This window comes from Microvirga sp. P4_A5, from assembly GCF_056402495.1.
In genome coordinates this window covers 1-22,353 of sequence record NZ_JBFUHH010000011.1, presented here as the reverse complement: position 1 = coordinate 22,353, position 22,353 = coordinate 1, and the positions used below count along the sequence as shown (strand labels likewise).

22 protein-coding genes are annotated in these 22,353 nt (G+C 62.1%); 9 read left to right on the top strand and 13 right to left on the bottom strand.

Features of this window, described 5'->3' with window-relative positions:
* Positions 1-73: 73 nt before the first annotated feature.
* Positions 74-562 carry an HU family DNA-binding protein gene (locus AC1DVM_RS05725; RefSeq protein WP_477252772.1) on the top strand — a complete coding sequence of 163 codons (489 nt, stop codon included), beginning with the start codon at positions 74-76 and terminating at the stop codon, positions 560-562.
* A 108-nt stretch (positions 563-670) separates the two neighbouring features.
* On the opposite strand, the gene AC1DVM_RS05720 is transcribed toward AC1DVM_RS05725, so the two are convergent.
* The 7 genes from AC1DVM_RS05720 to AC1DVM_RS05690 all read right to left on the bottom strand — a co-directional run bounded on the left by AC1DVM_RS05720 (position 671) and on the right by AC1DVM_RS05690 (position 7,677).
* Positions 671-1,771 carry a 5-methyltetrahydropteroyltriglutamate--homocysteine S-methyltransferase gene (locus AC1DVM_RS05720; protein WP_477252771.1) on the bottom strand — a complete coding sequence of 367 codons (1,101 nt, stop codon included), beginning with the start codon at positions 1,769-1,771 and terminating at the stop codon, positions 671-673.
* Positions 1,758-2,531: an ABC transporter ATP-binding protein gene (locus tag AC1DVM_RS05715; protein ID WP_477252770.1), complete on the bottom strand. Its 774-nt coding sequence runs from the start codon at positions 2,529-2,531 to the stop codon at positions 1,758-1,760. Before AC1DVM_RS05715 ends, AC1DVM_RS05720 begins: the two co-directional genes overlap by 14 nt.
* A complete protein-coding gene (locus AC1DVM_RS05710) occupies positions 2,524-3,276 on the bottom strand; it encodes an ABC transporter ATP-binding protein (protein WP_477252768.1) in 753 nt (250 codons plus the stop codon). The genes AC1DVM_RS05715 and AC1DVM_RS05710 overlap by 8 nt, the downstream gene beginning before the upstream one ends.
* A gap of 1 nt (position 3,277) precedes the next feature.
* Entirely contained in the window at positions 3,278-4,312 is a 1,035-nt protein-coding gene (locus tag AC1DVM_RS05705; protein ID WP_477252767.1) for a branched-chain amino acid ABC transporter permease, read from the bottom strand.
* A gap of 19 nt (positions 4,313-4,331) precedes the next feature.
* On the bottom strand, positions 4,332-5,186 hold the full coding sequence (locus AC1DVM_RS05700) for a branched-chain amino acid ABC transporter permease (RefSeq protein WP_477252765.1): 855 nt from the start codon (positions 5,184-5,186) through the stop codon (positions 4,332-4,334).
* Positions 5,187-5,253: 67 nt separating this feature from the next.
* Positions 5,254-6,429, bottom strand: coding sequence for an ABC transporter substrate-binding protein (locus AC1DVM_RS05695; protein WP_477252763.1), 1,176 nt, complete (start codon positions 6,427-6,429; stop codon positions 5,254-5,256).
* Positions 6,430-6,660: 231 nt separating this feature from the next.
* Positions 6,661-7,677: a Bug family tripartite tricarboxylate transporter substrate binding protein gene (locus AC1DVM_RS05690; RefSeq protein WP_477252761.1), complete on the bottom strand. Its 1,017-nt coding sequence runs from the start codon at positions 7,675-7,677 to the stop codon at positions 6,661-6,663.
* 334 nt (positions 7,678-8,011) lie between these two features.
* On the opposite strand from AC1DVM_RS05690, the gene AC1DVM_RS05685 reads away from it, so the two are divergent.
* The 6 genes from AC1DVM_RS05685 (at position 8,012) to AC1DVM_RS05660 (ending at position 13,399) form a co-directional block, all read left to right on the top strand.
* Entirely contained in the window at positions 8,012-8,899 is an 888-nt protein-coding gene (locus AC1DVM_RS05685) for a LysR family transcriptional regulator (RefSeq protein ID WP_477252760.1), read from the top strand.
* A 148-nt stretch (positions 8,900-9,047) separates the two neighbouring features.
* Positions 9,048-10,139 (top strand): 4-oxalomesaconate tautomerase, encoded by a 1,092-nt coding sequence (locus AC1DVM_RS05680; protein ID WP_477252758.1) that lies wholly within the window; start codon positions 9,048-9,050, stop codon positions 10,137-10,139.
* Positions 10,140-10,175: 36 nt separating this feature from the next.
* Positions 10,176-10,898, top strand: coding sequence for a PIG-L deacetylase family protein (locus AC1DVM_RS05675; RefSeq protein WP_477252756.1), 723 nt, complete (start codon positions 10,176-10,178; stop codon positions 10,896-10,898).
* Complete coding sequence (locus AC1DVM_RS05670; RefSeq protein WP_477252754.1) at positions 10,895-11,587, top strand: 4-carboxy-4-hydroxy-2-oxoadipate aldolase/oxaloacetate decarboxylase; 693 nt, start codon at positions 10,895-10,897, stop codon at positions 11,585-11,587. The genes AC1DVM_RS05675 and AC1DVM_RS05670 overlap by 4 nt, the downstream gene beginning before the upstream one ends.
* Position 11,588: 1 nt before the next feature.
* Positions 11,589-12,434, top strand: a complete 846-nt coding sequence (locus AC1DVM_RS05665) for an NAD(P)-dependent oxidoreductase (protein WP_477252752.1) — start codon at positions 11,589-11,591, stop codon at positions 12,432-12,434.
* Positions 12,435-12,436: 2 nt separating this feature from the next.
* On the top strand, positions 12,437-13,399 hold the full coding sequence (locus tag AC1DVM_RS05660) for a catechol 2,3-dioxygenase (protein ID WP_477252751.1): 963 nt from the start codon (positions 12,437-12,439) through the stop codon (positions 13,397-13,399).
* A 22-nt stretch (positions 13,400-13,421) separates the two neighbouring features.
* Here AC1DVM_RS05660 and AC1DVM_RS05655 read toward each other — a convergent pair whose 3' ends face one another.
* A complete protein-coding gene (locus tag AC1DVM_RS05655) occupies positions 13,422-13,880 on the bottom strand; it encodes a DUF1810 domain-containing protein (RefSeq protein WP_477252749.1) in 459 nt (152 codons plus the stop codon).
* A gap of 339 nt (positions 13,881-14,219) precedes the next feature.
* On the opposite strand from AC1DVM_RS05655, the gene AC1DVM_RS05650 reads away from it, so the two are divergent.
* On the top strand, positions 14,220-15,044 hold the full coding sequence (locus AC1DVM_RS05650; protein WP_477252845.1) for a DUF2189 domain-containing protein: 825 nt from the start codon (positions 14,220-14,222) through the stop codon (positions 15,042-15,044).
* A gap of 25 nt (positions 15,045-15,069) precedes the next feature.
* Here the strand turns inward: AC1DVM_RS05650 and AC1DVM_RS05645 are convergent, their stop codons facing one another.
* From AC1DVM_RS05645 to AC1DVM_RS05625, 5 genes are all read right to left on the bottom strand, one after another.
* Positions 15,070-15,405 (bottom strand): cytochrome C oxidase subunit IV family protein, encoded by a 336-nt coding sequence (locus tag AC1DVM_RS05645; RefSeq protein WP_477252747.1) that lies wholly within the window; start codon positions 15,403-15,405, stop codon positions 15,070-15,072.
* Positions 15,406-15,417: 12 nt separating this feature from the next.
* Entirely contained in the window at positions 15,418-16,140 is a 723-nt protein-coding gene (locus AC1DVM_RS05640; RefSeq protein ID WP_477252745.1) for a heme-copper oxidase subunit III family protein, read from the bottom strand.
* A 14-nt stretch (positions 16,141-16,154) separates the two neighbouring features.
* Entirely contained in the window at positions 16,155-16,859 is a 705-nt protein-coding gene (locus AC1DVM_RS05635) for a cytochrome c oxidase subunit 3 (protein ID WP_477252743.1), read from the bottom strand.
* On the bottom strand, positions 16,852-18,630 hold the full coding sequence (gene ctaD, locus AC1DVM_RS05630) for a cytochrome c oxidase subunit I (RefSeq protein ID WP_477252742.1): 1,779 nt from the start codon (positions 18,628-18,630) through the stop codon (positions 16,852-16,854). Before ctaD ends, AC1DVM_RS05635 begins: the two co-directional genes overlap by 8 nt.
* Before the next feature lie 86 nt (positions 18,631-18,716).
* Positions 18,717-19,523 (bottom strand): cytochrome c oxidase subunit II, encoded by an 807-nt coding sequence (locus AC1DVM_RS05625; RefSeq protein ID WP_477252740.1) that lies wholly within the window; start codon positions 19,521-19,523, stop codon positions 18,717-18,719.
* A gap of 940 nt (positions 19,524-20,463) precedes the next feature.
* Between AC1DVM_RS05625 and AC1DVM_RS05620 the strand changes: the two genes are divergently transcribed.
* On the top strand, positions 20,464-22,353 hold a 1,890-nt coding region (locus AC1DVM_RS05620), incomplete at its 3' end, for an Ig-like domain-containing protein (protein WP_477252739.1).

Sequence of the window (22,353 nt, the reverse complement as noted above, 5' to 3'; positions counted from 1 at the left end):
CGCTTTAGGCTTGGATGAAAAGAAATAATCTGACAATTATTTCCGGCCGATTCTTTCCCGAAAGGATATTCATATGGCCAAAACTCCCGCGAAGGCAGCCGCCAAGAAAGCGCCTGCCCGCAAGGCCGCAGCACCCAAGGCTTCCGCCGCAAAAGCTGCTGCCAAAAAGACCGTGACCAAGAAAGCCGTGGCCAAGAAGGTGCCTGCCGCCAAGAAGGCGCTCGCCAAAAAGGCACCGGTCAAGAAAGCCGCCAAGAAAACGACGAGTGCCGCTGCAAAATCGAGCGGCATTCTGACGTTGCGCCACATCGCGGAGACCATCTCCGAGGCGCATGAATTGACCAAACGTCAGGCGAACGAGTTGATCGGCCATGTGGTTGAAACGATCACCAAGAGCCTGCGGAAGGGAGACAAGGTGCGTCTCAGCGGTCTTGGCATCCTTCAGGTGCGCAAGCGTCCGGCCCGCATGGCCCGCAACCCACAGACCGGCGAGCCCGTCAAAGTAAAGGCCTCGAAGAAGGTCGCGTTCCGCGCGGCAAAAGAGCTCAAAGAGTCGGTCTGAACGCTGTCGAGGGAGCCGCGGCCCGAACGGTGATGGCCGCGGCTCCTTCTCGCAAAACCGACCAACGTCAGCCGACACTCAGTGGACGGCATTGCATGAAGAGGTCCCTTAGCCCCAGACCTCTTTGGCGACCTCGACGATCATGCGCAGCTTGGCCCATTGCTCGTCCTCTGCGAGGGTATTGCCCTCCTCGGTCGAAGCGAAACCGCATTGGGGAGACAGGCAGAACTGATCGAGATCGGCATATTTCGTCGCCTCGTCGATGCGGCGCTTGATGTCGTCCTTGCTTTCGAGAATACCCGTCTTGGACGTCACGAGGCCAAGAACGACGGTCTTGCCCTTCGGCAGGAATCGCAGCGGCTCGAAGCCCCCTGCCCGGTCGCTGTCCCATTCCATGAAATAGCCGTCGACCGGCATGGCGTTGAACAGCGTGTCGGCCACCGGCTCGTATCCGCCCGACGCAATGAAGGTCGATCGGAAATTGCCCCGACAGAGATGCATGGTGATCGCAAGGTCCTCGGGCTTGTCCTTCAATGCCGCCCGCACCATGCCCGCATAGATGTCGGGTTGTTTCTCCGGATCGTCTCCGCGTTGACGCAGCATCTCGCGCTGATCGGGATCGCACAGATACGCGAAGGAGATGTCATCGAGCTGAAGGTACCGGCAGCCCGCATCGTAGAAGGCATGAACCGCCTTGTTGTAGGCTGCGCCGACATCGGCGTAGAACTGGTCCATCTCTGGATATACGCCCATGTTCATCATCTTCCGACCCCCGCGGTAATGGAGCATGCTGGGCCCGGGGATTGTCATCTTTGCCGTCCGGCTCGTGTTGTCCTTCACGAAGCGGAAATGCTCGACCATCGGATGGTTTGAGAAGCCGACCTTGTCGGTGATGCGAAGCGCCTTGGTGATGCCGACGCCACCCTTGAAGTTCATGCCGGAATCGGCCTCGACCGAGGTCACGCCGTCGAGATGTTCCAGGAAGTCGAAGTGCCAATAGGCCCGCCGAAACTCGCCATCCGTTACCGCCTGCAGGCCGGTTTCCTCCTGGCGCTTGATGAGGGCGCGAATCTCCTGGTCCTCGACGGCCTTCAAGGCATCGTCGGACATCTCACCGCGATGATGCTTGTCCCGCGCTTCCTTCAGGGGGCGCGTCCGAAGAAGGCTTCCGACCATGTCGGCCCRGAAAGGCGGCCTAGTGCGCTGCATCAGTGGATCCTCCGATTGGGGTGGCGTGGGTCAAGACAGCATGGACGGCTTTCTTCTTTCCGGCCACGCCAAGATGCTGTTCGAGGGGCGCTGGATCCTGGATCAGGGAGCGGCTCGAACTCGCGTGCACGATCGCGCCCCGGTCGAGGATGATGGCCCGGTCGGTCACGCTCAGGATTTTCTGCGCATGTTGCTCGACCACGATGGCGGACATGCCCTCGTCGCGGATGATGCGTTTCAGCACCGCCAGCAATTCCTCGATGATGATCGGCGCAAGGCCCTCGGTGGGCTCGTCCAGAAGCATCAGTTTGGGATTCAGCACGAGCGCGCGGGCAATCGCCAGCATTTGCTGTTCGCCGCCCGAGAGTTGATTGCCCATGTTGGAGCGGCGCTCCCGAAGGCGCGGAAACATCTCGTAGGCACGCGCGATGCTCCAGGCACCCGGCCGGGCCACGGCGGTCAGGTTCTCCTCGACCGTCAGGGATTTGAAGATGTTTCGCTCCTGCGGCACCCAGCCGATGCCGAGGAGCGCACGCGTGTCCGGACGCAGAAAGGTGAGGTCGCGGCCAGCAAGCGAGATCGTCCCACCACGGTGGCGGGTCACGCCGATAATGGTGTTGAGAAGCGTCGTCTTGCYGGTCCCGTTCCGCCCGAGCACGGCCAGGGATTCGCCCGGCTGCAGACGCAGGTCGATCCGGGAGATGACGACGGCATCGCCATAGCCGGCGGAGACGTGCTGCATGTCGAGGAGGTCACTCATCGACGCTTTCTCCGAGATAGACGGCGCGGACCCGTGGGTCGGAGGATACTTCCTCGACGGTGCCCTCCGCAAAGACCGCGCCGTTCACCAGAACGGAGATGCGGTCCGCGAAGCTGAAAACCAGATCCATGTCATGCTCGATCAGGAGCACCGAGACATCGCGCGGCAGGGCCGCGACGGTGGAGAGCAAATCGTGGCGCTCGGCCTCCGGCACCCCGGCCGCAGGCTCATCGAGGAGCAGCACATTCGGCCGGCACGCGAACGCGACGGCAATCTCCACCAGCCGCTGCTTGCCATAGGGGAGGTCCGATGTGCGCTCATCCAGCACATCCGTCAGACGAAACTGATCGGCGATTTCGACGATTTCATCGACGATGCCGCGCTTGGTGCCGGTCACCCGCCACCAATCTCCACCGCCGCCCATGCGTTCGGACACGGCAAGACCGATGGTCTCGAGCGGAGTCATGGCGGGGAAGAGCTGGTTGATCTGGAAGGTTCGCGCAAGACCGCGCCGAACCCGCAATTCAGGCCGCATGCGCGTGATGTCCGATCCATTCAGCAGGATCTGTCCGGAGGTCGGCGCGAGGACGCCGGTCAGGAGATTGATGAAGGTGGTCTTGCCGGCGCCGTTCGGCCCGATCAGCGCATGGCGTGCGCCTTGCTCCAGCCCGAAGGTCACGTTGTCGGTGGCCGTCAGCCCGCCGAAGCGCCTGACCAGTGCTTTCGTTTCGAGAGCCATCATCATATCAAGGCTCCCGCGGGGTCGTGGATGGCAAGAGTCGGGCCTTATCCATGAGACGTTTTTTCGAACGGGACCACCACCCTTTGACCCTCTCCGTCAGTCTCTCCCGTCCCGCCAGTACGAGCACCACCAGGATCAAGCCGATCCAGAACTGCCAGTATTGCGGCGTCCAGCTCGAGAGCACGTCCTGAAGGACTTTGAAGAGGACGGCACCGATAAGCCCGCCGTAGAGATAGCCGACACCACCGATGACGAGGACGAGCAGAACGTCGGCGGAGCGATGAAAGGCGAGGACGTCGAGTGAAACGAACTGGGTGGTCTGCGCCAGAAGCGCCCCCGCCGCTCCCGCATAGGCGGCCGCCAATGTGTAAATCGACACGAGGCGGCGGTCGACCGGGATGCCGATGGCGCGGGCCCTGAGGGGGTTGTCCCGGACCGCACGGAGCGAGAGACCGAATGGCGACACCACGATCCGCCGTGCGATCACGAACAGAAGAAAAGTCACCGAAAGGCTGTACGCATAGGCCGTCGTCCCGAAGATATCGAAATCGAACAACCCGAGAACCGGCCCCATGGCAATGCCCTGAAGGCCGTCGGCGCCGCCCGTCAGCCAGGACGCCTGGTTGGCGACCTCGCCCAGCAGGAGCGCGACGCCGAGCGTGACCATCAACTTCGTCAGGTCGGCGCCTCGCAGCACGAGGAAGCTGGTGACGAAGCCGAGGATCGCGGCGCTCGACATGGCCGCGCCCAGGCCCAGGAGAGGATCGCCCATTCCATGCTTGGCAAGCAGGCCCGCCGTGTAGGCGCCCAACCCGAAAAACGCGGCGTGGCCCAGCGACACGATTCCCGCATAGCCGAGGATGAGATCGAGGGAGAGCGCGAAGAGGCCGATGATCGCGATCTCGTTCAGGATGAGATGGCGTTCCGGCAGAAGGTAGACCGTGGCGGCCGCAGCCAGCCAGAACCCGATCTCGCCGATCCCCCACCGGCTTTTCCGGCTCAAGGTCGTCCTCACCTGATCGGCAATGTCCGTCGGCATCTCGTTCTTTCCGGTCGAATCAGCGGGCACGGGCGAAGAGTCCCTGCGGTCTAAGAACGAGGACGACGATCATGAGCGTGTAGATGACGAAGGCGCCCAGACTTGCCACGTAATACTTTCCCGCCACGTCGGCGATGCCGAGAAGCAGCGAGGCCAGAAACGGGCCGGTGATGCTCGTCGTTCCGCCGACCGTGACGACGATGAGAAAGTAGATCATGAACTTCAGCGGGAAGGTCGGATCGAGCCCCAGGATCTCGGCTCCGAGCGCTCCGCCCAAGCCTGCAAGTCCGGAGCCGACGGCGAAGGTGGCGGCGAAGATCAGGCTCACATTGATCCCCAGCCCCCGGGCGACACGGGGGTCGTCCACCGCCGCCCTCAACCGGCTGCCGAAGCGCGTCCTGGTCAGGACAAGTTGCAGCGCGACCACGAGCACGCCGCATACGGCGATGATGAAACTGCGATAGAGGCCGACCTGCACGCCGTAGACGTCGACGCGACCCTGCAGCCAGGTCGGCAGCTGGATCAATTGCTGCTGGGAGCCCATGCTGTAATCGACGGCGGCGACAGCCATGAAGACGATGCCGATGGAGAACAACACCTGATCGAGGTGATTGCGCGCATAGAGCCGCCGGTAGAGGGTCCGTTCGAGAACGAGGCCGATGAGGGCGGGTACGATGAAGGCGAACGGAAGCGTCGCGAGAAAGGGCACGCCGTAGCGGTTCATCATAACGGCCATCACATAGCCGCCGGCCATCGCGAATGCGCCATGCGCCAGGTTCACGAAGTTCATCAGTCCGAGCGTCACGGCAAGTCCGCAGGCCAGAACGAACAGCAGCATGCCGTAGGCGATGCCGTCAAAGAGGATCGTCAGCAACTCTCTCTCCGAAAAAAGCATGGGAAGCGCGGCTTTGGGACAGCGCTTCCCGAATACGCGACGGGCGTCAGTTCGACTTGGCGGCCTTCACCGGGTCCTTGACGTTCGGGATCGTGGCAAACTCCACATTGTAGAGTTCCCCGTCCTTCCGCTCGACCTTGCGCACGTAGATGTTCTGGATGATGTCCCGCGTCTGCGGATCGATCGAGACCGGGCCGCGAGGGCTCGTCCAGCTCATGCCCTTCATGGCATCGATCAGGGCTTCGCCACCCGCACCGTTGGTTTTCTTCAGAGCCTCGTAGATCAGGTGCATGCCGTCATAGCCGCCTACTGCCATGAAGTTCGGCCGCATGCCGGGGTTGGCCTTTTTGAACGCCTCCACGAATGCCTTGTTCTCCGGGCTGTCGTGAGCGGCGGAATAATGCTGGGTGGTGATGGCGCCGAGCGCCACGTCGCCCATGCCGTTGAGGATATCGTCATCGGTCACGTCGCCGGGTCCGATGAGCTTGATGCCGCTCTTGTCGAGGCCGCGCTCGACGAACTGCTTCATGAATTGCGCTCCGACTCCCGAGGGTACGAAGACGAAGAGCGCATCGGGCTTCGCATCGGCAACCTTCTGCAGGAACGGCGAGAAGTCGGGGTTCTGCAGCGGCACGCGCAGGCTCTCGACCTGCCCGCCCTTCGCCGTGAAGGCCCCTGCGAATGCTTTCTCTGCGTCGATGCCCGGGCCGTAATCGGACACCAGGGTCACGACCTTCTTGATGCCGTTCTGCGCCGCCCAATCCGCCATCGGCACCGTCGCTTGCGGCAGCGTGAAGCTGGTGCGGACGATATAGGGCGAGGCCTCCGTGATCGTGGCGGTGGCGGCCGCCATGACGACCGCCGGCACCTTGGCCTGCGTGGCAAGCGGCGCGGTGGCGAGCGCGAGCGGCGTCAACCCGAAGCCCGCAATCGCACCGACCTTGTCGTTGACGATGAGCTCCTGCGCCAGGCGTTTGGTCACGTCGGCGATGCCGGTGTCGTCCTTGACCACGAGCTGGATCTTCTTACCCGCGACCGTATCGCCCTTCTGCTGCATGTAGAGCTTGGCCGCCGCCTCGATCTGCCGGCCCGTGGATGCGAAGGGCCCGGTCATCGGCAGGATGAGGCCGATCTTGAAGGCTTCCTGGGCCGATGCCGCCCCGCCGAGAGCCAGAATGGTGAGGGCTGCGCCCGCAGTCCCTAGAAAAGTCCGACGTAGCATATTTCTTCCTTCCCTCTTTGGCGTCATTGCCCTTGTTTCAGGCTTCGATGCGCCTGTTGTTCGCTGCTGGCGTCGGCAGTGTCGCGTGCTCTGGCGTTTTCGCCCAACTGTCCGTGCAGCAGGCGCCAAACGGGCGGAACATGACGCGCCGCGATGCCCGTCAGCTTAGTGAGACTTCGCGCGCCGCTGAGTTGCAAGTGATATTGCGAACCTCGCGCGTCCCGCATCGCCTTATTCGGGCTTAATCCCGGCCCGCTTCACGAGTTCTCCCCAGCGCACCATTTCCTGCGCGATATGATCACGAAACTCGGCCGGCGTATCGGTCCAGGCCTCGGCGCCTTCCAGAGACAGGCGTTCGGCGATCTCGGGAGCCGCCATCGCGGCCCGGATCTCGGTGTTCAGGCGTGAGACCACGGGTTCCGGAGTGCCCGCCGGCACCAAGATGCCATACCATTGCGATGCCTCGAATCCAGGGAACCCGGATTCGGCGACGGTCGGAACGGCGGGAGCAGCCTTCAGGCGCGACAGCCCCGAAACCGCAAGCGCGCGCATCTTGCCGGCTTCGACGTGCTGGATCAGGTTGGGCGCTCCCGTGAAGGTGAGTTGCACCCGCCCTCCGAGAAGGTCCGTCACGGCGGGGGCGGTTCCTCGATAGGGGACATGCGTCATCGTGATGCCCGCGCGATCGGCGAGCGCCACCATGGCAATATGCGCCGCACTGCCGATTCCGCCCGATGCGTAGTTCAGCTGCCCGGGGTTTTTCCTGGCGTAGTCGATCAATTCCTGCAGCGTCTGTGCCGGAACATCGGGGTTCACGACGAGCATGTTGTGCACGTTCGCGATGCCGCTCACCGGCGCGAAGCTCGTCAGCGGATCGTATGGTAACTTGGGATAGAGGGCCGGATTGACCGCGAGCGTTCCGATATGTCCCATCACCAGAGTGTGGCCGTCCGCGGGTGCGCGGGCGACCGACCCCACGCCGATGGACCCGCCTGCGCCCGGCCTCGACTCGACGATCACCGGAAATTTCAGAGCGGTTTCGAGCCTTTGCCCGAGGAGGCGCGCCAGGATGTCGGTTGATCCGCCCGGCGTGAAAGGCACCACAAGCGTGATGTTCTGGCTTGGATAGGCCTGCGCGCTCGCCCGTCCCGGATGTCCGGCAGCGACAGTCGCCGCGGCGGCGCCCAGAAGGATATTTCGGCGCGTGATATCCGAACGAACAGGGCGCGTGGGCATGCTTTCGCTCATTCCATGGTCTCCTCCGTGCTCCGCTCCGTTCAATTCACGAGCGGTTCGGCTAAGGACGCCAGCAAATTGAAGCTGAAGCAAATTATTATTTTGCCGCCATTGCTTAACTTTATTCATCTAAGGGCACGTTGCTTGGCAACGGGAAACCTCAGCCGAACGCAATTGCTCGCCGGCACGGATAGGAGGCTTGCGCGCCCGTCGCTGGGACTTCGCGGAGGGCCATTCCTATCGATTGAAATAAGTGGTTTCTTTCCGCCGATTGATGAAAATACCTCATCGATCGACCAACGCGAGCCCATGCCCCTGAACGGCAGGACCTCTTTCGGAGCCCCGAATGCGCATTGATTTTCTTGGCCTTCATGCGTTCGTGGCCATTGCGGAACGCGGCAGTTTTCAGCATGCCGCCGCGCATCTCAACTTGTCCCAGACGGCTCTCAGCCATCGCATTCGCAAGCTGGAGGAGGATCTCGGCGTCAAGCTGCTGTCCCGCACGACCCGGGAGGTGTCGCTGACGCAGGCAGGCCTCAAAATTCTGCCCAAGGTCAAGGAAACCATCGAGAGCCTCTCCGGCTCTCTGGACGAGTTGCGCAGCGAGGGGCGGAGTCGGCAGGAGATGCTGGCGATCGGCTGCCTCCCGACGGTTGCGTCGGGGCGACTGCCGCGCACGCTTCGTCGATTCCAGGAACAGCATCCCGACGTGTTCGTCCGGATCTACGACAATTCCGCTACCGAGATCGCCGATCTCGTCCAGGCCGGCACGGTCGAATTCGGCATCACCATGGTGGCGGCCCATCGATGGGATTTCGACATCGAGATGCTGATCAAGGATCCCTTCGTGCTGGTCTGCCCCGAGGACCATCCGCTCGCCGCCCAACCCGTCCTGAGCTGGGCGGACCTGGCCGACGAACCGTTGATCAGGATCAGCTCCCGGGCCGGCAACAGGATCATCATTGACGACGCGCTGGGGAGTCGACGGGAATCCCTGTGCTGGCGCTTCGAGGTCCAGCACATCCAGACCGCCATCGCGCTGGTTCGAGCCGGCGTCGCGCTCACGGTGATTCCGCGACTTTCCATCGACACGCCCGATGAGCGCGGGATCAAGCTCGTGTCCCTCCGCAATCCGATCGTCACGCGGCAGTTGGGCATCGTGTCGAAGCGCGGCGTTCCCCTCTCGCCCCTCGCCGACGAATTGCGACGAATCATCGTCGGAATGTTTGCGTGAGAGACACCGATCCGCTCGGTCGTTCATGAATCTCTTTCACGGAAAACCAAAAACAAACCATTTGTTGCACCTCTTTGACTGATGCAGGTTGATGGCAACCTGTTTACCCGTCGGTGGGAGAGCGACCATTCAACCGCGCATTCCATGCATGATCCTGCGGGGCGGAACCTCCAAGGGAGCATACTTCCTCGCCGAGGATCTTCCGGACGATCCGGCCCGGCGCGACGCGCTGCTGCTGTCGATCATGGGGTCGCCCGATCCGCGGCAGATCGACGGCATTGGCGGGGCGCATCCGCTCACCAGCAAGATCGCCATCGTGTCCCGGTCGAAGCGGGCGGATTGCGACATCGATTTTCTCTTTGGGCAGGTGTCCCTGGACAAAGCGCAGGTGGATGTCACGCCCAATTGCGGCAACATCCTCGCGGGCGTCGCCCCCTTCTCGATCGAACGCGGCCTCGTATCGGCGACAGGCCCTGTCACGCGGGTTCGCGTGCGCACGCTCAATACCGGAACTGTTGCCGAACTGACGGTGCAAACCGACGAGGACGGCCGTGTGGTTTATGGCGGTGACGCTCGCATCGACGGCGTTCCCGGCACCGCCGCGCCCATCGCCGTCGAGTTTCTCGACTCTGCCGGTTCGGTCTGCCGTTCGCTGCTGCCGACAGGCAACGCCGTGGACCGCGTGGCGGGCGTCGACGCGACGCTGATCGATAACGGCATGCCGGTCGTCGTGATCGAGGCGGCATCCGTGGGAAGGACGGGATACGAACCGCGCGAGATGCTCGACAAGGATGCGGAATTGAAGGCCCGTCTGGAAGAGATTCGCCTTGAGGCCGGCCGGCTCATGGGCCTCGGGGACGTCTCGTCCAAGGTGATCCCCAAGATCGCGCTGGTCTCGAATCCTATCGCGGGCGGGCACATCTGCACCCGCAGCTTCATCCCCCATGAATGCCACTCCGCCATCGGGGTTTTTGCCGCCGTGACGGTCGCCACAGCCTGCGTGCTCCCCGGCTCTCCCGCCGCCCGCGTGGCGCAGATCCCGCCAGGACGCCGGAAGCTGCTCTCGGTGGAGCACCCTACCGGCGAGTTCAGCGTGACGATCGAGGTCGGCGGAACGCCCGAACAGCCCATCGTGGACCGCGCCGGCCTCCTGCGCACGGCCCGCCTCCTCTTCGACGGCTATGCGTTCGCCCGTGAAGATCTGCAGCTTGCCGGCGAGGCCGGAGGCGACGCGGCCTGATCGTCAAACCGACATTTCGTTTCCTTCGAGGCTCTCATGACTACTGGCAAAACCGGACTTGTCGTCACCGCCCATCCGGGTGACTTCGTATGGCGCGCAGGCGGCGCCATCGCCCTCCATGCGCAAAAGGGCTACCGGATGAAAATCGTCTGCCTCTCTTATGGAGAACGCGGTGAAAGCCAGTGGGCCTGGAAGAAAGGCGACGCGTCCCTTGCCGATGTCATGGCGCAGCGTCGCGACGAGGCCGAGCGCGCGGCGGCGGCGTTGGGCGCCGAGATCGAGTTTTTCGAAGCAGGCGACTACCCGCTGCGGACGACGCCCGAGATGCTGGACCGACTGATCGACATCTACCGCGATCTCAAGCCGTCCTTCGTGCTCACGCACTCCCTCGAGGATCCCTATAACGTCGACCACCCGGAAGCAGCGCGCTTTGCCCAGGAAGCCCGCATCATCGCACAGGCGGCCGGGCACAAGCCGAGCCCCGATCTCGCCTACAATGCGCCGCCGGTGTTCCTGTTCGAGCCGCACCAGCCCGAGCAGTGCAATTACAAGCCCAACGTGATCCTGAACATCGACGCGGTATGGGAGGCGAAGCGCAAGGCGTTCGAGATTCTCGCCGCGCAGAAGCACCTGTGGGAATACTACACTCGCGTCGCCTTGAACCGCGGCATGCAGGGCGGCCGGAATTCCGGTCGCGCGATGACCTACGGCGAAGCCTATCAGCGCATCTTTCCCCAGATCGTCGAGGAATTGGCATGAAACCCGTCGTCGTCACCAACACACCGCGCGTCGACCGGGCCATCGTCGACCGACTGGCCGCCCTCGGCACCGCGACCACCCACGAGGCCATGGGGCGCCTGGGACTCATGAAGCCCTATATGCGGCCGATCTGGGCCGGCGCCCAAGTGGCGGGAAGCGCCGTCACGGTTCTGGCGCAGCCGGGCGACAACTGGATGATCCACGTCGCCATCGAGCAATGCCAGCCCGGCGATATCCTTGTCGTGGCGGTGACGGCGGACAACACCGACGGAATGTTCGGCGATCTCCTGGCGACCTCCGCCAAGGCGCGCGGCGTCGTCGGGCTGGTGATCGATGCGGGAATCCGCGACGTGAAAACGCTGACGGAGATGAACTTTCCTGCCTGGTCCCGCGCGATCTCCGCGAAGGGAACCGTGAAGGCGACGCTCGGCTCGGTGAATGTGCCGGTGGTCTGCGCCGGCGCTCTGGTGAATGCGGGCGACGTGATCGTCGCCGATGACGACGGAGTCGTGGTGGTCCCACGCGGCGACGCCGGGGCGGCTGCGGCCGGCGGCGAGGCGCGCGTCGCCAACGAAGAATCGAAGCGCGCGCTTCTTGCCGCCGGCACGCTGGGGCTCGACCTCTACAAGATGCGGGAGCCGCTCGCGAAAGCAGGCCTCGTCTATGTGGAATACAAGGACCAGAACTGACATGACCCTTGGGATCGCCATCATCGGGTACGGGGAAGTGGGACAGCTCTTCTCGATGCAGCTTTCGGCCAAGCCGGGCGTGCGGGTGTCGGTCTACGACATCCTTTTCGAGGATCCCGTGCTGGGTGCGGAACTGCGGCGGCGCGCTGCGGAATCCGGAGTTCACGCGGCCGACAGCACGGCTGAGGCCTGCCGCCGCGCCGTCATCGTAATCTCCGCCGTGACCGCGGAATCGGCCGTTGCGGCAGCGAAGGAGGCTGCGCCTTCGCTCACGGCGTCACAGATCTACGTTGACCTCAATTCCGTCTCGCCCGCGACGAAGATGCGGGTCGCCGAACAGATCGGCCAAAGCGGCGCGAGCTTCGTCGAATTCGCCGTCATGGCTCCTGTGGGCGGGGTGGGGCTCGAGGTCCCCATCCTGAGCGGCGGCGAAAAGGCCCGCGAGGTCTCGGACCTGCTCAATGAAGTGGGAATGACGATCAACCCGGTCAGCATCGGCATCGGAACGGCCTCCGCGACAAAACTGTGCCGCAGCATCGTCATCAAGGGCATGGAGGCTCTCATGGTCGATTTCACGCTCGCATCCCAGCGGGCCGGCGTCATGCCGGCCGTGCTGGCGAGCCTGGGGGCGTCCTATCCCGGCATGGATTGGGAGAACCTCGCCAAGACAATGATGTCCCGCGTGGGCCAGCATGGCATCCGCCGCGCCGCCGAGATGCGGGAGGCGAGCCTCATGATCGAAGAACTCGGTCTCGACGGAACGCTCGCCAACGCCATCGCCGACCGGCACGAGAGTTTCGCCAAGCAGGTCGGCGGGCCTGGGAAGGCTCCCCGACAAGGATCATGACCATGCAAGCCGAACCCATCCTCGACCTTGCCCATCTGGGCCACCTCGAACTTCTGACCCCCAAGCCTGACGAAAGCCTGCGCTTCTTCGTGGACGTGATGGGCATGACCGAGAGCGGCCGCCAGGGCGAGTCCGTCTATCTCCGCGGCTGGGACGATTACGAGCGCCATTCCCTCAAGCTCACCGCCTCGAAGCGGCCCGGCATGGGCCACATGGCCTTCCGCGCCCGAAGCCAGCAGGCTCTCGAACGGCGGATCGCAGCACTGAACGGCTCCGGCTACGATGTGGGCTGGACCGACGGTGACCTCGGCCACGGGCCGGCCTTTCTCTGCCGCGATCCCGACGGCCATACGATCGAGCTCTATTACGAGACCGAGTGGTATGTCGCGCCGCCGGATCTGAGGCCCGCGCTGAAGAACCAGGCGCAGCGGTTTCCCGCTCGCGGAGTGAATGTCCGAAGGCTCGACCACCTCAACTGCCTGGCGTCCGACATCCGGACAAATCGCCTGTTCTTCGAGAACTATCTCGGATGCCGCCTCACCGAACAGATCGTCATGAACGACGGCACCGAGGCCGGCATGTGGATGACGCTGACCAACAAGAGCTACGATTTCGCCTTCACCCGGGACCATACGGGGGCCAAAGGACGCTTTCACCACCTGACCTACGCGCTCGACAGTCGCGAGGAAATTTTGAGGGCCGCCGATATCTTCCTCGAGGCGGGCGTCCCGATCGAATCCGGACCGCACAAGCACGCCGTGCAGCAGACCTTCTTTCTCTATGTCTACGAGCCGGGAGGAAATCGCGTGGAAGTCTGCAATGCCGGCGCGCGCCTCATCCTGGCGCCGGATTGGAAGCCGATCGTGTGGACGGAGGAGGAGCGCAAGAAGGGCCAGGCCTGGGGCATGAAGACGGTCGAGTCCTTCCACACGTACGGCACGCCGCCCGTCGAAGACCATGCGTGAGGCTGGCAGGCGAGCGGCCGTCTCATGCGGGCTTTGGCGATGCGGTTCCTGCCTCGATGAGCGCCAACGTGCGGCCGTCCCTCCGGCCGTCGCAATAGCGGTCGAGCGCCTGCCCGAACAAGCCGTTCCCTTCGCCAGAGGCCAGCGCAAAGAGGGTCATGCAGGAGAAGAATTTCGAATGGTCCGGGGTTCCGAAAATCGCAACGAGCGATCTTCCCCGGATCGCCAGGACCGTGCGGGTACAAACCACCAATCTGTCGCCCAGGAGCGGATGGGACAGGTAGGCCCGCGCCTCGTCGAGGGTGCCTATGCCATAGAACCGGGACATGGGGGAGGATCCGAGGCCGCGCAACTGCGGGAACACGAACCACATCCAGTGGCTCTCTTTCCGACCCGCCTGCAATTCCGCCAGCACCGTGGCGAAGACATCCGCCTGCGCGGTGATGAAACGGTTGAGGTCGAACGGGTCCGCTGATTCCATCGGCCACGCTCCAGATTGATCCGGTTTCAGTCTAGACCCCTGTTTTCCTGTCCGTAAGTCGGGGCGGTGCCAATGCGCGCGAATCTGCGCGTAGCAGAATAACTGTTCAGGTTCGAAGCGGGCTGGTCGATCTTGTAAGGTGTCGACGCAGTGCAATCGACCTCCCCGGCGATGATTGAGCGCCGGCGTGTGTCGAGATGGTGGGGTGCGTGCCCCGAGAACCCATTATCAGGCTGTTTCGCGGCGACAGACGCGGCGGGCGGGCGTATAATGACGCTTGCGTGTAACCTTGTGTGGTTCACAGCGTTGCCGCGACCTGAGGTGCCAGGGAGAAGCGGTATGGCGAACATCCATATTGTGGCCGGCGCGGGCGAAACACCGGCGCATCCGGTTATTCGAAAAATCAATGCTTCAGATCTGCTCGAGGCGTTGGCAAAGGGTCTCCAGGATTTCCTTGCCATGCCATCTCACTTGGTCTTCCTGGGGCTGATCTATCCGATCGTCGGTATATGCCTTGCCGCCCTCACATTCAGCAACAATGCGCTGCCGCTGATCTATCCCCTGGCCTCGGGTTTTGCCTTGGTCGGCCCCTTCGCGGCGATTGGACTTTATGAAATCAGCCGTCGGCGGGAGCTTGGCCTGCCAACCTCCTGGATGAATGCGTTCGACGTGTTGAGATCACCCTCTATTCCTTCGATCATCGCGCTGGGCGTCGTGCTGTTGATCATCTTTCTCGCATGGCTGATGACCGCCCGGGCACTCTACGAGTCTCTCTTCGGCTACGCGGCGCCGGAATCCTATGTGCAGTTCCTCGGGCAGGTGTTGGACACTCCCGAAGGAAGAAGGATGATCATTTTCGGCAATGTCATCGGCTTCGCCTTCGCGGTGCTGGTCTTGAGCATCAGCGTAATTTCGTTCCCCCTTCTTCTCGATCGGGATGTCGGTGTCGCGGTGGCGGTCTACACTTCAGTGAAAGCGGTGGCGAAAAACCCGCTGATGTTGGCGTTGTGGGGATTGATCGTGGCGGCAGCGCTTCTCATCGGCTCCTTGCCGCTCTTCGTCGGACTTGCGATCGTGATGCCTGTGCTCGGGCACGCAACCTGGCACCTTTACCGGCGCGTGGTGGAACCGCCGCCCGTCGAGGAAGCCCACCCTGCGACGTGAGCGCTGGGCGTTTCTCCGAAACGTCCTAGGGCGCTGGCGAAAAATACGATGCGCGAGAGAGAAGCGTGTGGTCGGCCTCAAGCATCATGATCGCCACGAAGACCAGAACGGCGCTGATCGGGGCCAGAATTGCATAGATCAGCGCAAGACGTTCCCATGCCATGTGCATGAACACGGCTACGATGAGACCTGCCTTCAACATCATGAAAAGGAGGATGAGAGAGTATCTCACACCTCCCTCCAGCTGGAAATAATCGACCATGTAGGAGCACGCGCTCAGTATGAACAGCCATGCCCACACCGTCAGGTAGAGCGTTATCGGATGCTGCTTTGTGGCCGCCTGTGCGTTCGCCTGTCCCATGTTCGGGTCCTTTTACCAAAGATAAAAAACGGCGAAGATGAAGACCCAGACCAGGTCTACGAAGTGCCAATACAAACCCATGATCTCGACGGCTTCGTAATTTCCCTTTCGGCTGGTGAAAAACCCTTTCGTCTCGCGGTCGTAGTCGCCCCGCCAGACCTTTCGCGCGATTATCAGCAGGAAGATCACGCCCAATGTCACGTGGGTCCCGTGAAATCCTGTGATCATGAAGAAGGTCGATCCGAACTGGGCCGCGCCCCAGGGGTTGGCCCAAGGCCGGACGCCTTCATGGATCAGCTTCGTCCATTCGAACGCCTGCATTCCAACGAATGTGGCTCCGAGAATGGCCGTCATCAGCATCAGGATCGCAGTTATCCGCCGGTTGCGGCGATATCCGAAGTTCACGGCCATCGCCATTGTCCCGCTGCTGCTGATCAGCACGAACGTCATGATGGCGATCAGGATAAGTGGAAGTGTCGTGCCGCCAATCGTCAAGGCAAAGACTTCGCTGGGGTTCGGCCACGCCACCGTCGTGGACATCCGGGCTGTCATGTATGAGATCAGGAAAATGYTGAAGACGAATGTGTCGCTGAGCAGAAAGATCCACATCATCGCCTTTCCCCAGGACACGTTCCTGAAAGCCTTGCGRTCAGCGGAAAAATCGGTGGCGATGCTTGCCAAGCCGGAAGTGCTCTCGGAAGGCGCCCGCCGGTCGATTAGAGCTTGTTCCGCCATGGGCAGGACTCCCTTCACGTGAGCAACTGCCGACAGATGTCGGCGAAGTCGCCGGCCCACCCGGTCAGTACACTGAGAAAGACCAGCCAGACGAGCAGCAGAAAATGCCAGTAGGTTGCGCAGAGCTCCACGCTGACGCGCAGCTCGTCGGCGGGAAAGCCACGCCACGCTTTGACCCCGGTGCGGCATAGCGCGACCAGACCGCCCACGAGATGCAGGCCGTGGACACCGGTCACCAAGTAGAAAAACGCATTGGCTGAATTGCTTGTGAGCAGATACCCCTCAGCCGTCAGCTGACGCCACGCCAAGAGTTGGCCAGACAGAAACGCGAGCGCGGCGACACCTGCGGCAAGTAGGCCAATTTTCAACTCGACCTTTTGTCCCCGTCGCACGGCATTCCGCGCTCCGTGCAACGCGACACTGCTGAGAGCAAGCATTCCTGTGTTGAGCCATAACAGGCTCGGCACCGGCAGCGGGCGCCAGTCCGGCATCTGCATCCGCATGGCGTAGGCGCTGATGAAAAGCGCGAAGAGGCATCCGACGACAGCGAGAAACACGCCCAATCCGATCTTCGCCGGGGACCCTCGCACCTCATCCGTCGCCAGAAAAACGCCCTCGGCTCCTGTCTCCAACCACGGTTTCGAAGTCAATCCCTGCTTTGAGAGCCACCAAGCGCCGATGACCGCCAGCACGCCGAGGAAGAGTAGAATGCTACCCATGGGCCGATCCCGAGGCAGTTCGGTTGGTCTGAGGCTGGTTCTGCGGTATGAAATCCTGGGTCGCACCCGGTACGCTGTAATCGTAGGCCCAGCGGTAGACGACCGGCTGTTCTTTGCCCCAATTGCCGTGCGGCGGCGGCGTCTCGGGCGTTTGCCACTCCAATGTCGTCGCCCGCCATGGATTGCCGCCGGCCGGTTTGCCGTGACGCAGGCTCCAGATGAGGTTGAAGACGAAGACGAGCTGCGTTGCGCCAACCACGAGCGCCACGATTGTGATGAACGCATTGAGTGTGTGGACCGATGGCGGGACGAAGGCCATGTCACCGATCTCATGATAGCGGCGCGGAACGCCCATCAGGCCCAGATAATGCATGGGAAAAAAGATCGCGTAAGCCCCGAGGAACGTGACCCAGAAATGGAACTTCCCGAGCACATCATTCAGCATCCGCCCTGTCACTTTTGGATACCAGTGGTAGATGGCGCCGAAGATGACCAGGATGGGTGCCACGCCCATCACCATATGAAAATGCGCGACGACGAACATGGTGTCTGATAGCGGGACGTCCACGACCACATTGCCGAGGAAAAGGCCGGTGAGGCCCCCATTCACGAACGTGACGATGAAAGCCAACGCAAACAGCATCGGAACCGTAAGGTGAATATCTCCTCGCCATAGGGTCAAGATCCAATTGTAAACCTTGATAGCCGTCGGAACAGCAATAATAAGGGTCGTCGTGGCGAAGAAGAACCCGAAATAAGGGTTCATCCCGCTCACGTACATGTGGTGTGCCCAAACCACGAAACTGAGCGCGCCGATTGCAAGAAGAGCCCACACCATCATGCGATACCCGAAGATGTTTCGCCTCGCGTGGGTGCTGATCAGATCCGACACGATGCCGAAGGCCGGCAGCGCGACGATGTAGACTTCGGGATGGCCAAAGAACCAGAAGAGGTGCTGAAATAGGAGTGGGCTGCCACCACTCCGCTCGAGCGGCTGACCCATTTCGACGATTGCCGGCATGAAAAAGCTCGTCCCCAGGAATCTGTCGAAAAGCATCATGACGGCGCCGACGAATAATGCGGGGAAAGCCAGGAGGGCCATAAAGCTCGCAGTGAATATTCCCCAAACCGTCAGCGGCATGCGCATCAAGGTCATGCCCCGGGCCCGCGCCTGAAGCACCGTCACCACATAGTTCAGCCCGCCCATGGTGAAGCCAATGATGAACACCATGAGCGACACGAGCATCAGCCCGATACCCCAATCCTGCCCGCCCGGCGTGCCGGAAAGAATCGCCTGTGGAGGATAGAGGGTCCAGCCGGCGCCGGTGGGTCCGCCAGGCGCGAAAAAGCTGATCATCAAGATCACCACCGCCAACAGATAGAGCCAAAAACTGAGCATGTTGACATAGGGAAAAACCATGTCGCGCGCGCCGATCATCAACGGGATGAGGTAGTTGCCAAAGCCGCCGAGGAACAAAGCCGTGAGCACATAAACCACCATCATCATGCCGTGCATGGTGATGAATTGGTAATAGGCGCCGGGATCGATGAAGGAAAACACCCCCGGGAAGCCCAGCTGCAGCCGCATGAGCCACGACAATACGAGCGCCAGCAGGCCCACCGACAGCGCGACCGCCGAATATTGAATCGCGATCACCTTCGCGTCCTGACTGAAGACGTATTTCGTCACCCAGCTTTTGGGATGGTACAATTCTACATCGTCAGCTTCGGCCGGCTCGATCCCGACCGCACCAAGCGGGACGTCAACCATCAGGGCACTCCCTCCTCTGCTCCCTGTGAGCGCGACGACCAGATTCTCAACGCGCCTCTTTTCAGTCCTTTATCCGATCCTCCCGTTCAGTTGGCGACAGGCGCGAGCCGGGCTAGATTTCGCGACGTGTGATCTTCAAGCCATGCCTGGTAATCGGCCATTTCCTGAACGATTACCGTTCCGCGCATCTGTGAGTGTCCGACGCCGCAGAGTTCGGCGCACAGGATCTCGAACGTTCCGGTCCTGATCGGCGCGAACCAGACATACGAAACCTGGCCGGGGACGAGGTCCATCTTTGCGCGCAGCTCAGGCACATAAAAGTCGTGAATGACGTCCAGAGACCTGAGCAGAACCTTTACTGGCTTGCCGATTGGCATATGCAGTTCGCCGCCTTCGACAATGACGTCGTCTTTTGCGCTTGGGTCATCGCGATCCAAACCCAGCGGATTATCAAGATCGATATAGCGGACGCCGGTTTTTCCTAGACGTCCATCGGGGCCGGGCAGCCGGAAACTCCATTGCCATTGCTGGCCCACGACTTCGATGTCAGTCGCATTCTCCGGGACTGTGATGAACTGCCGCCAGACGTACAAACCTGGCGCCAGCATGGCCGCGACACCGATTCCGGTCACCACCGTCAGCCACCACTCGAGCCGCTTGTTCTCTGGCTCGTAAAGCGCCTTACGTCCCGGCTGATGCCGGAAACGATACACGCAATAGGCCATGAAAAACACGACCGCCACGAAGACGATTCCGGTAATCCAGAACGTCATGATGATCGTCGTGTCGATATAGCGCCAGTTCGAAGCGATCGGCGGCCACCACCAAGGGCTAAACAGGTGGAACGCCACCGAGCCAAGGGCCACCAGAACCAATATGAGCGCTACAGCCATCCTGTTCATCCTTGCCGGAAGGCAATGGGTATGAAGTAGAAGGCGACAACTCAACTCACGCGTGGCGGACGTTTATAGAACTGTTCCCTAAACGCTCTGCAAGTTCACCACTAATATTCCGGCAGTCTTTAGTTTGCGCAGGAAACAAAACTCCGGCCGCCGAAGAAATTACACCTAGCAGCCAAGTTGGTCAATGCGGGGTGGCGCAGTAGAGTCGGCTGCATTGCCACCGCCTTTCCGTTCAAGTCCATCGAATCGGAGCGCCGTCATTCCAGAAGGCGAGACGCTCGAATGCCTTCTAGGGCCCAAAGAGGCCATGGAGAGCAGCGCAGCTTCGCGCCACCAGGATCGCTTCCTTTTTCTCGACGCGCTGACGGGCCTCTGCCGAGGCACCGCGGATCAGTGTCCCCGCCGGTCATCGACAGATTTCATAAATGATCTGAGCCCTACCCGATTGTGTTATGATGTACAGCGAGGTTCTCAGCGGCCGCTTCAACAGTTCTTTGCCCGGTTGCGGATCACGCGTGGCGTGTTGTCGCTCGCACAGTCACCTAACTACGTTCTGCGGACTAGACTTAACGGACTAACCCCTAAGAGGTATCTATCATTTCCCCTTCTGGGACGATAATCACTATTGAGAGCTAACTGTCAGGCCCGCTTCCCGCGGAGCAAAAAAGTCAGGGCGAGCCACTCGAAAGGATGCAGGACTTACCTGCAGCTTGGTCGAGCGGCTCCGGCGAATGCCGTCTCGTAATTCGCAATCCAAAACTCACGCACATGAGAAAGCTCTCGTGGTGGACGATTGTCCATCCAGGGATGGCTGCAACAAAACCGTTGTGGCGGACAAGACGTCGCGTGAGTGGCCACGTGTAGCTGTGTGCAGCGGCGGTGAAAATACAACAGGCGTTCGCCAGAACGGCGTGCGACGGGGGAATTTTAAATGGCGACTACCAGCTTATCGGTAACAATCGACCCAGTTGCGGGCGACGGCATCATCAATAATTCCGAAGCCAATCAAGCGCTAACCGTCACGGGCGGAACATCATTGCGACTGACGGCAGGTGAGACGATTTGGGTCAGCATGAACGGTACCGACTATTATCGTGCCGAACTCTTGCCGAATAAAAAAACCTGGAGCTTTCCTGTCACCGAAGGCCAGATCAGCTCACTTCTATCGAGCCATACGATAATTGTCGAAGTCCGTGACGCTGGCAGCTCCGTTCTTGCGATTTCCACGAGCTCATACACGGTCGACACGGCCGCTCCGGCGGCCGGAACGCTGTCTCTCGCCAATCTCACGGGCGCCGCCGCGGCCACGACAGATCGCACGTTCGACCTTGCCCTGACGGGTCAGGAGAGCGGCGCGACCGTCGCCTATCAGGTCAAGACCGCAACCGGCACTTGGACCGCCACGACCGCCGCACAGGCGGACCTGGCCGACGGCAGCTATCAGTTCCGCGCCGTCGTCGCCGACGCCGCCGGCAACCTCTCCTATTCGAACGAGATCGCGGTGACGGTCGACACCGCCGCTCCGGCGGCCGGAACGCTGTCTCTCGCCAATCTCACGGGCGCCGCCGCGGCCACGACAGACCGCACGTTCGACCTTGCCCTGACGGGTCAGGAGAGCGGCGCGACCGTCGCCTATGAAGTCAAGACCGCAACCGGCACTTGGACCGCCACGACCGCCGCACAGGCGGACCTGGAAGACGGCACCTATCAGTTCCGCGCCGTCGTCGCCGACGCCGCCGGCAACCTCTCCCATTCGAACGAGGTCGCGGTGACGGTCGACACCGCGGCTCCGGTGGCCGGAACGCTGTCTCTCGCCAATCTCGCGGGATCCGCCGCGGCCACGACCGACCGCACGTTCGACCTTTCCCTGACGGGTCAGGAGAGCGGCGCGACCGTCGCCTATGAGGTCAAGGACGCAACCGGCAGCTGGATCGCCACGACCGCCGCACAGGCGGATCTGGCCGACGGCACCTATCAGTTCCGCGCCGTCGTCGCCGACGCCGCCGGCAACCTCTCCCATTCGAACGAGATCGCGGTGACGGTCGACACGGCGGCTCCGGCGGCCGGAACGCTGTCTCTCGCCAATCTCACGGGCTCCGCCCCGGCCACGACAGACCGCACGTTCGACCTTGCCCTGACGGGTCAGGAGAGCGGCGCGACCGTCGCCTATGAAGTCAAGACCGCAACCGGCGCCTGGATCGCCACGACCGCCGCACAAGCCGACCTTGAAGATGGCACCTATCAGTTCCGCGCCGTCGTCGCCGACGCCGCCGGCAACCTCTCCCATTCGAACGAGATCGCGGTGACGGTCGACACCGCCGCTCCGGCGGCCGGAACGCTGTCTCTCGCCAATCTCGCAGGATCCGCCGCGGCCACGACCGACCACACGTTCGACCTTTCCCTGACGGGTCAGGAGAGCGGCGGGACCGTCGCCTATCAGCTCAAGACCGCAACCGGCAGCTGGATCGCCACGACCGCCGCACAGGCGGACCTGGCCGACGGCACCTATCAGTTCCGCGCCGTCGTCGCCGACGCCGCCGGCAACCTCTCCCATTCGAACGAGATCGCGGTGACGGTCGACACGGCGGCTCCGGCGGCCGGAACGCTGTCTCTCGCCAATCTCGCGGGCTCCGCCGCGGCCACGACAGATCGCACGTTCGACCTTGCCCTGACGGGTCAGGAGAGCGGCGCGACCGTCGCCTATCAGGTCAAGACCGCAACCGGCACTTGGACCGCCACGACCGCCGCACAGGCGGACCTGGAAGACGGCACCTATCAGTTCCGCGCCGTCGTCGCCGACGCCGCCGGCAACCTCTCCCAT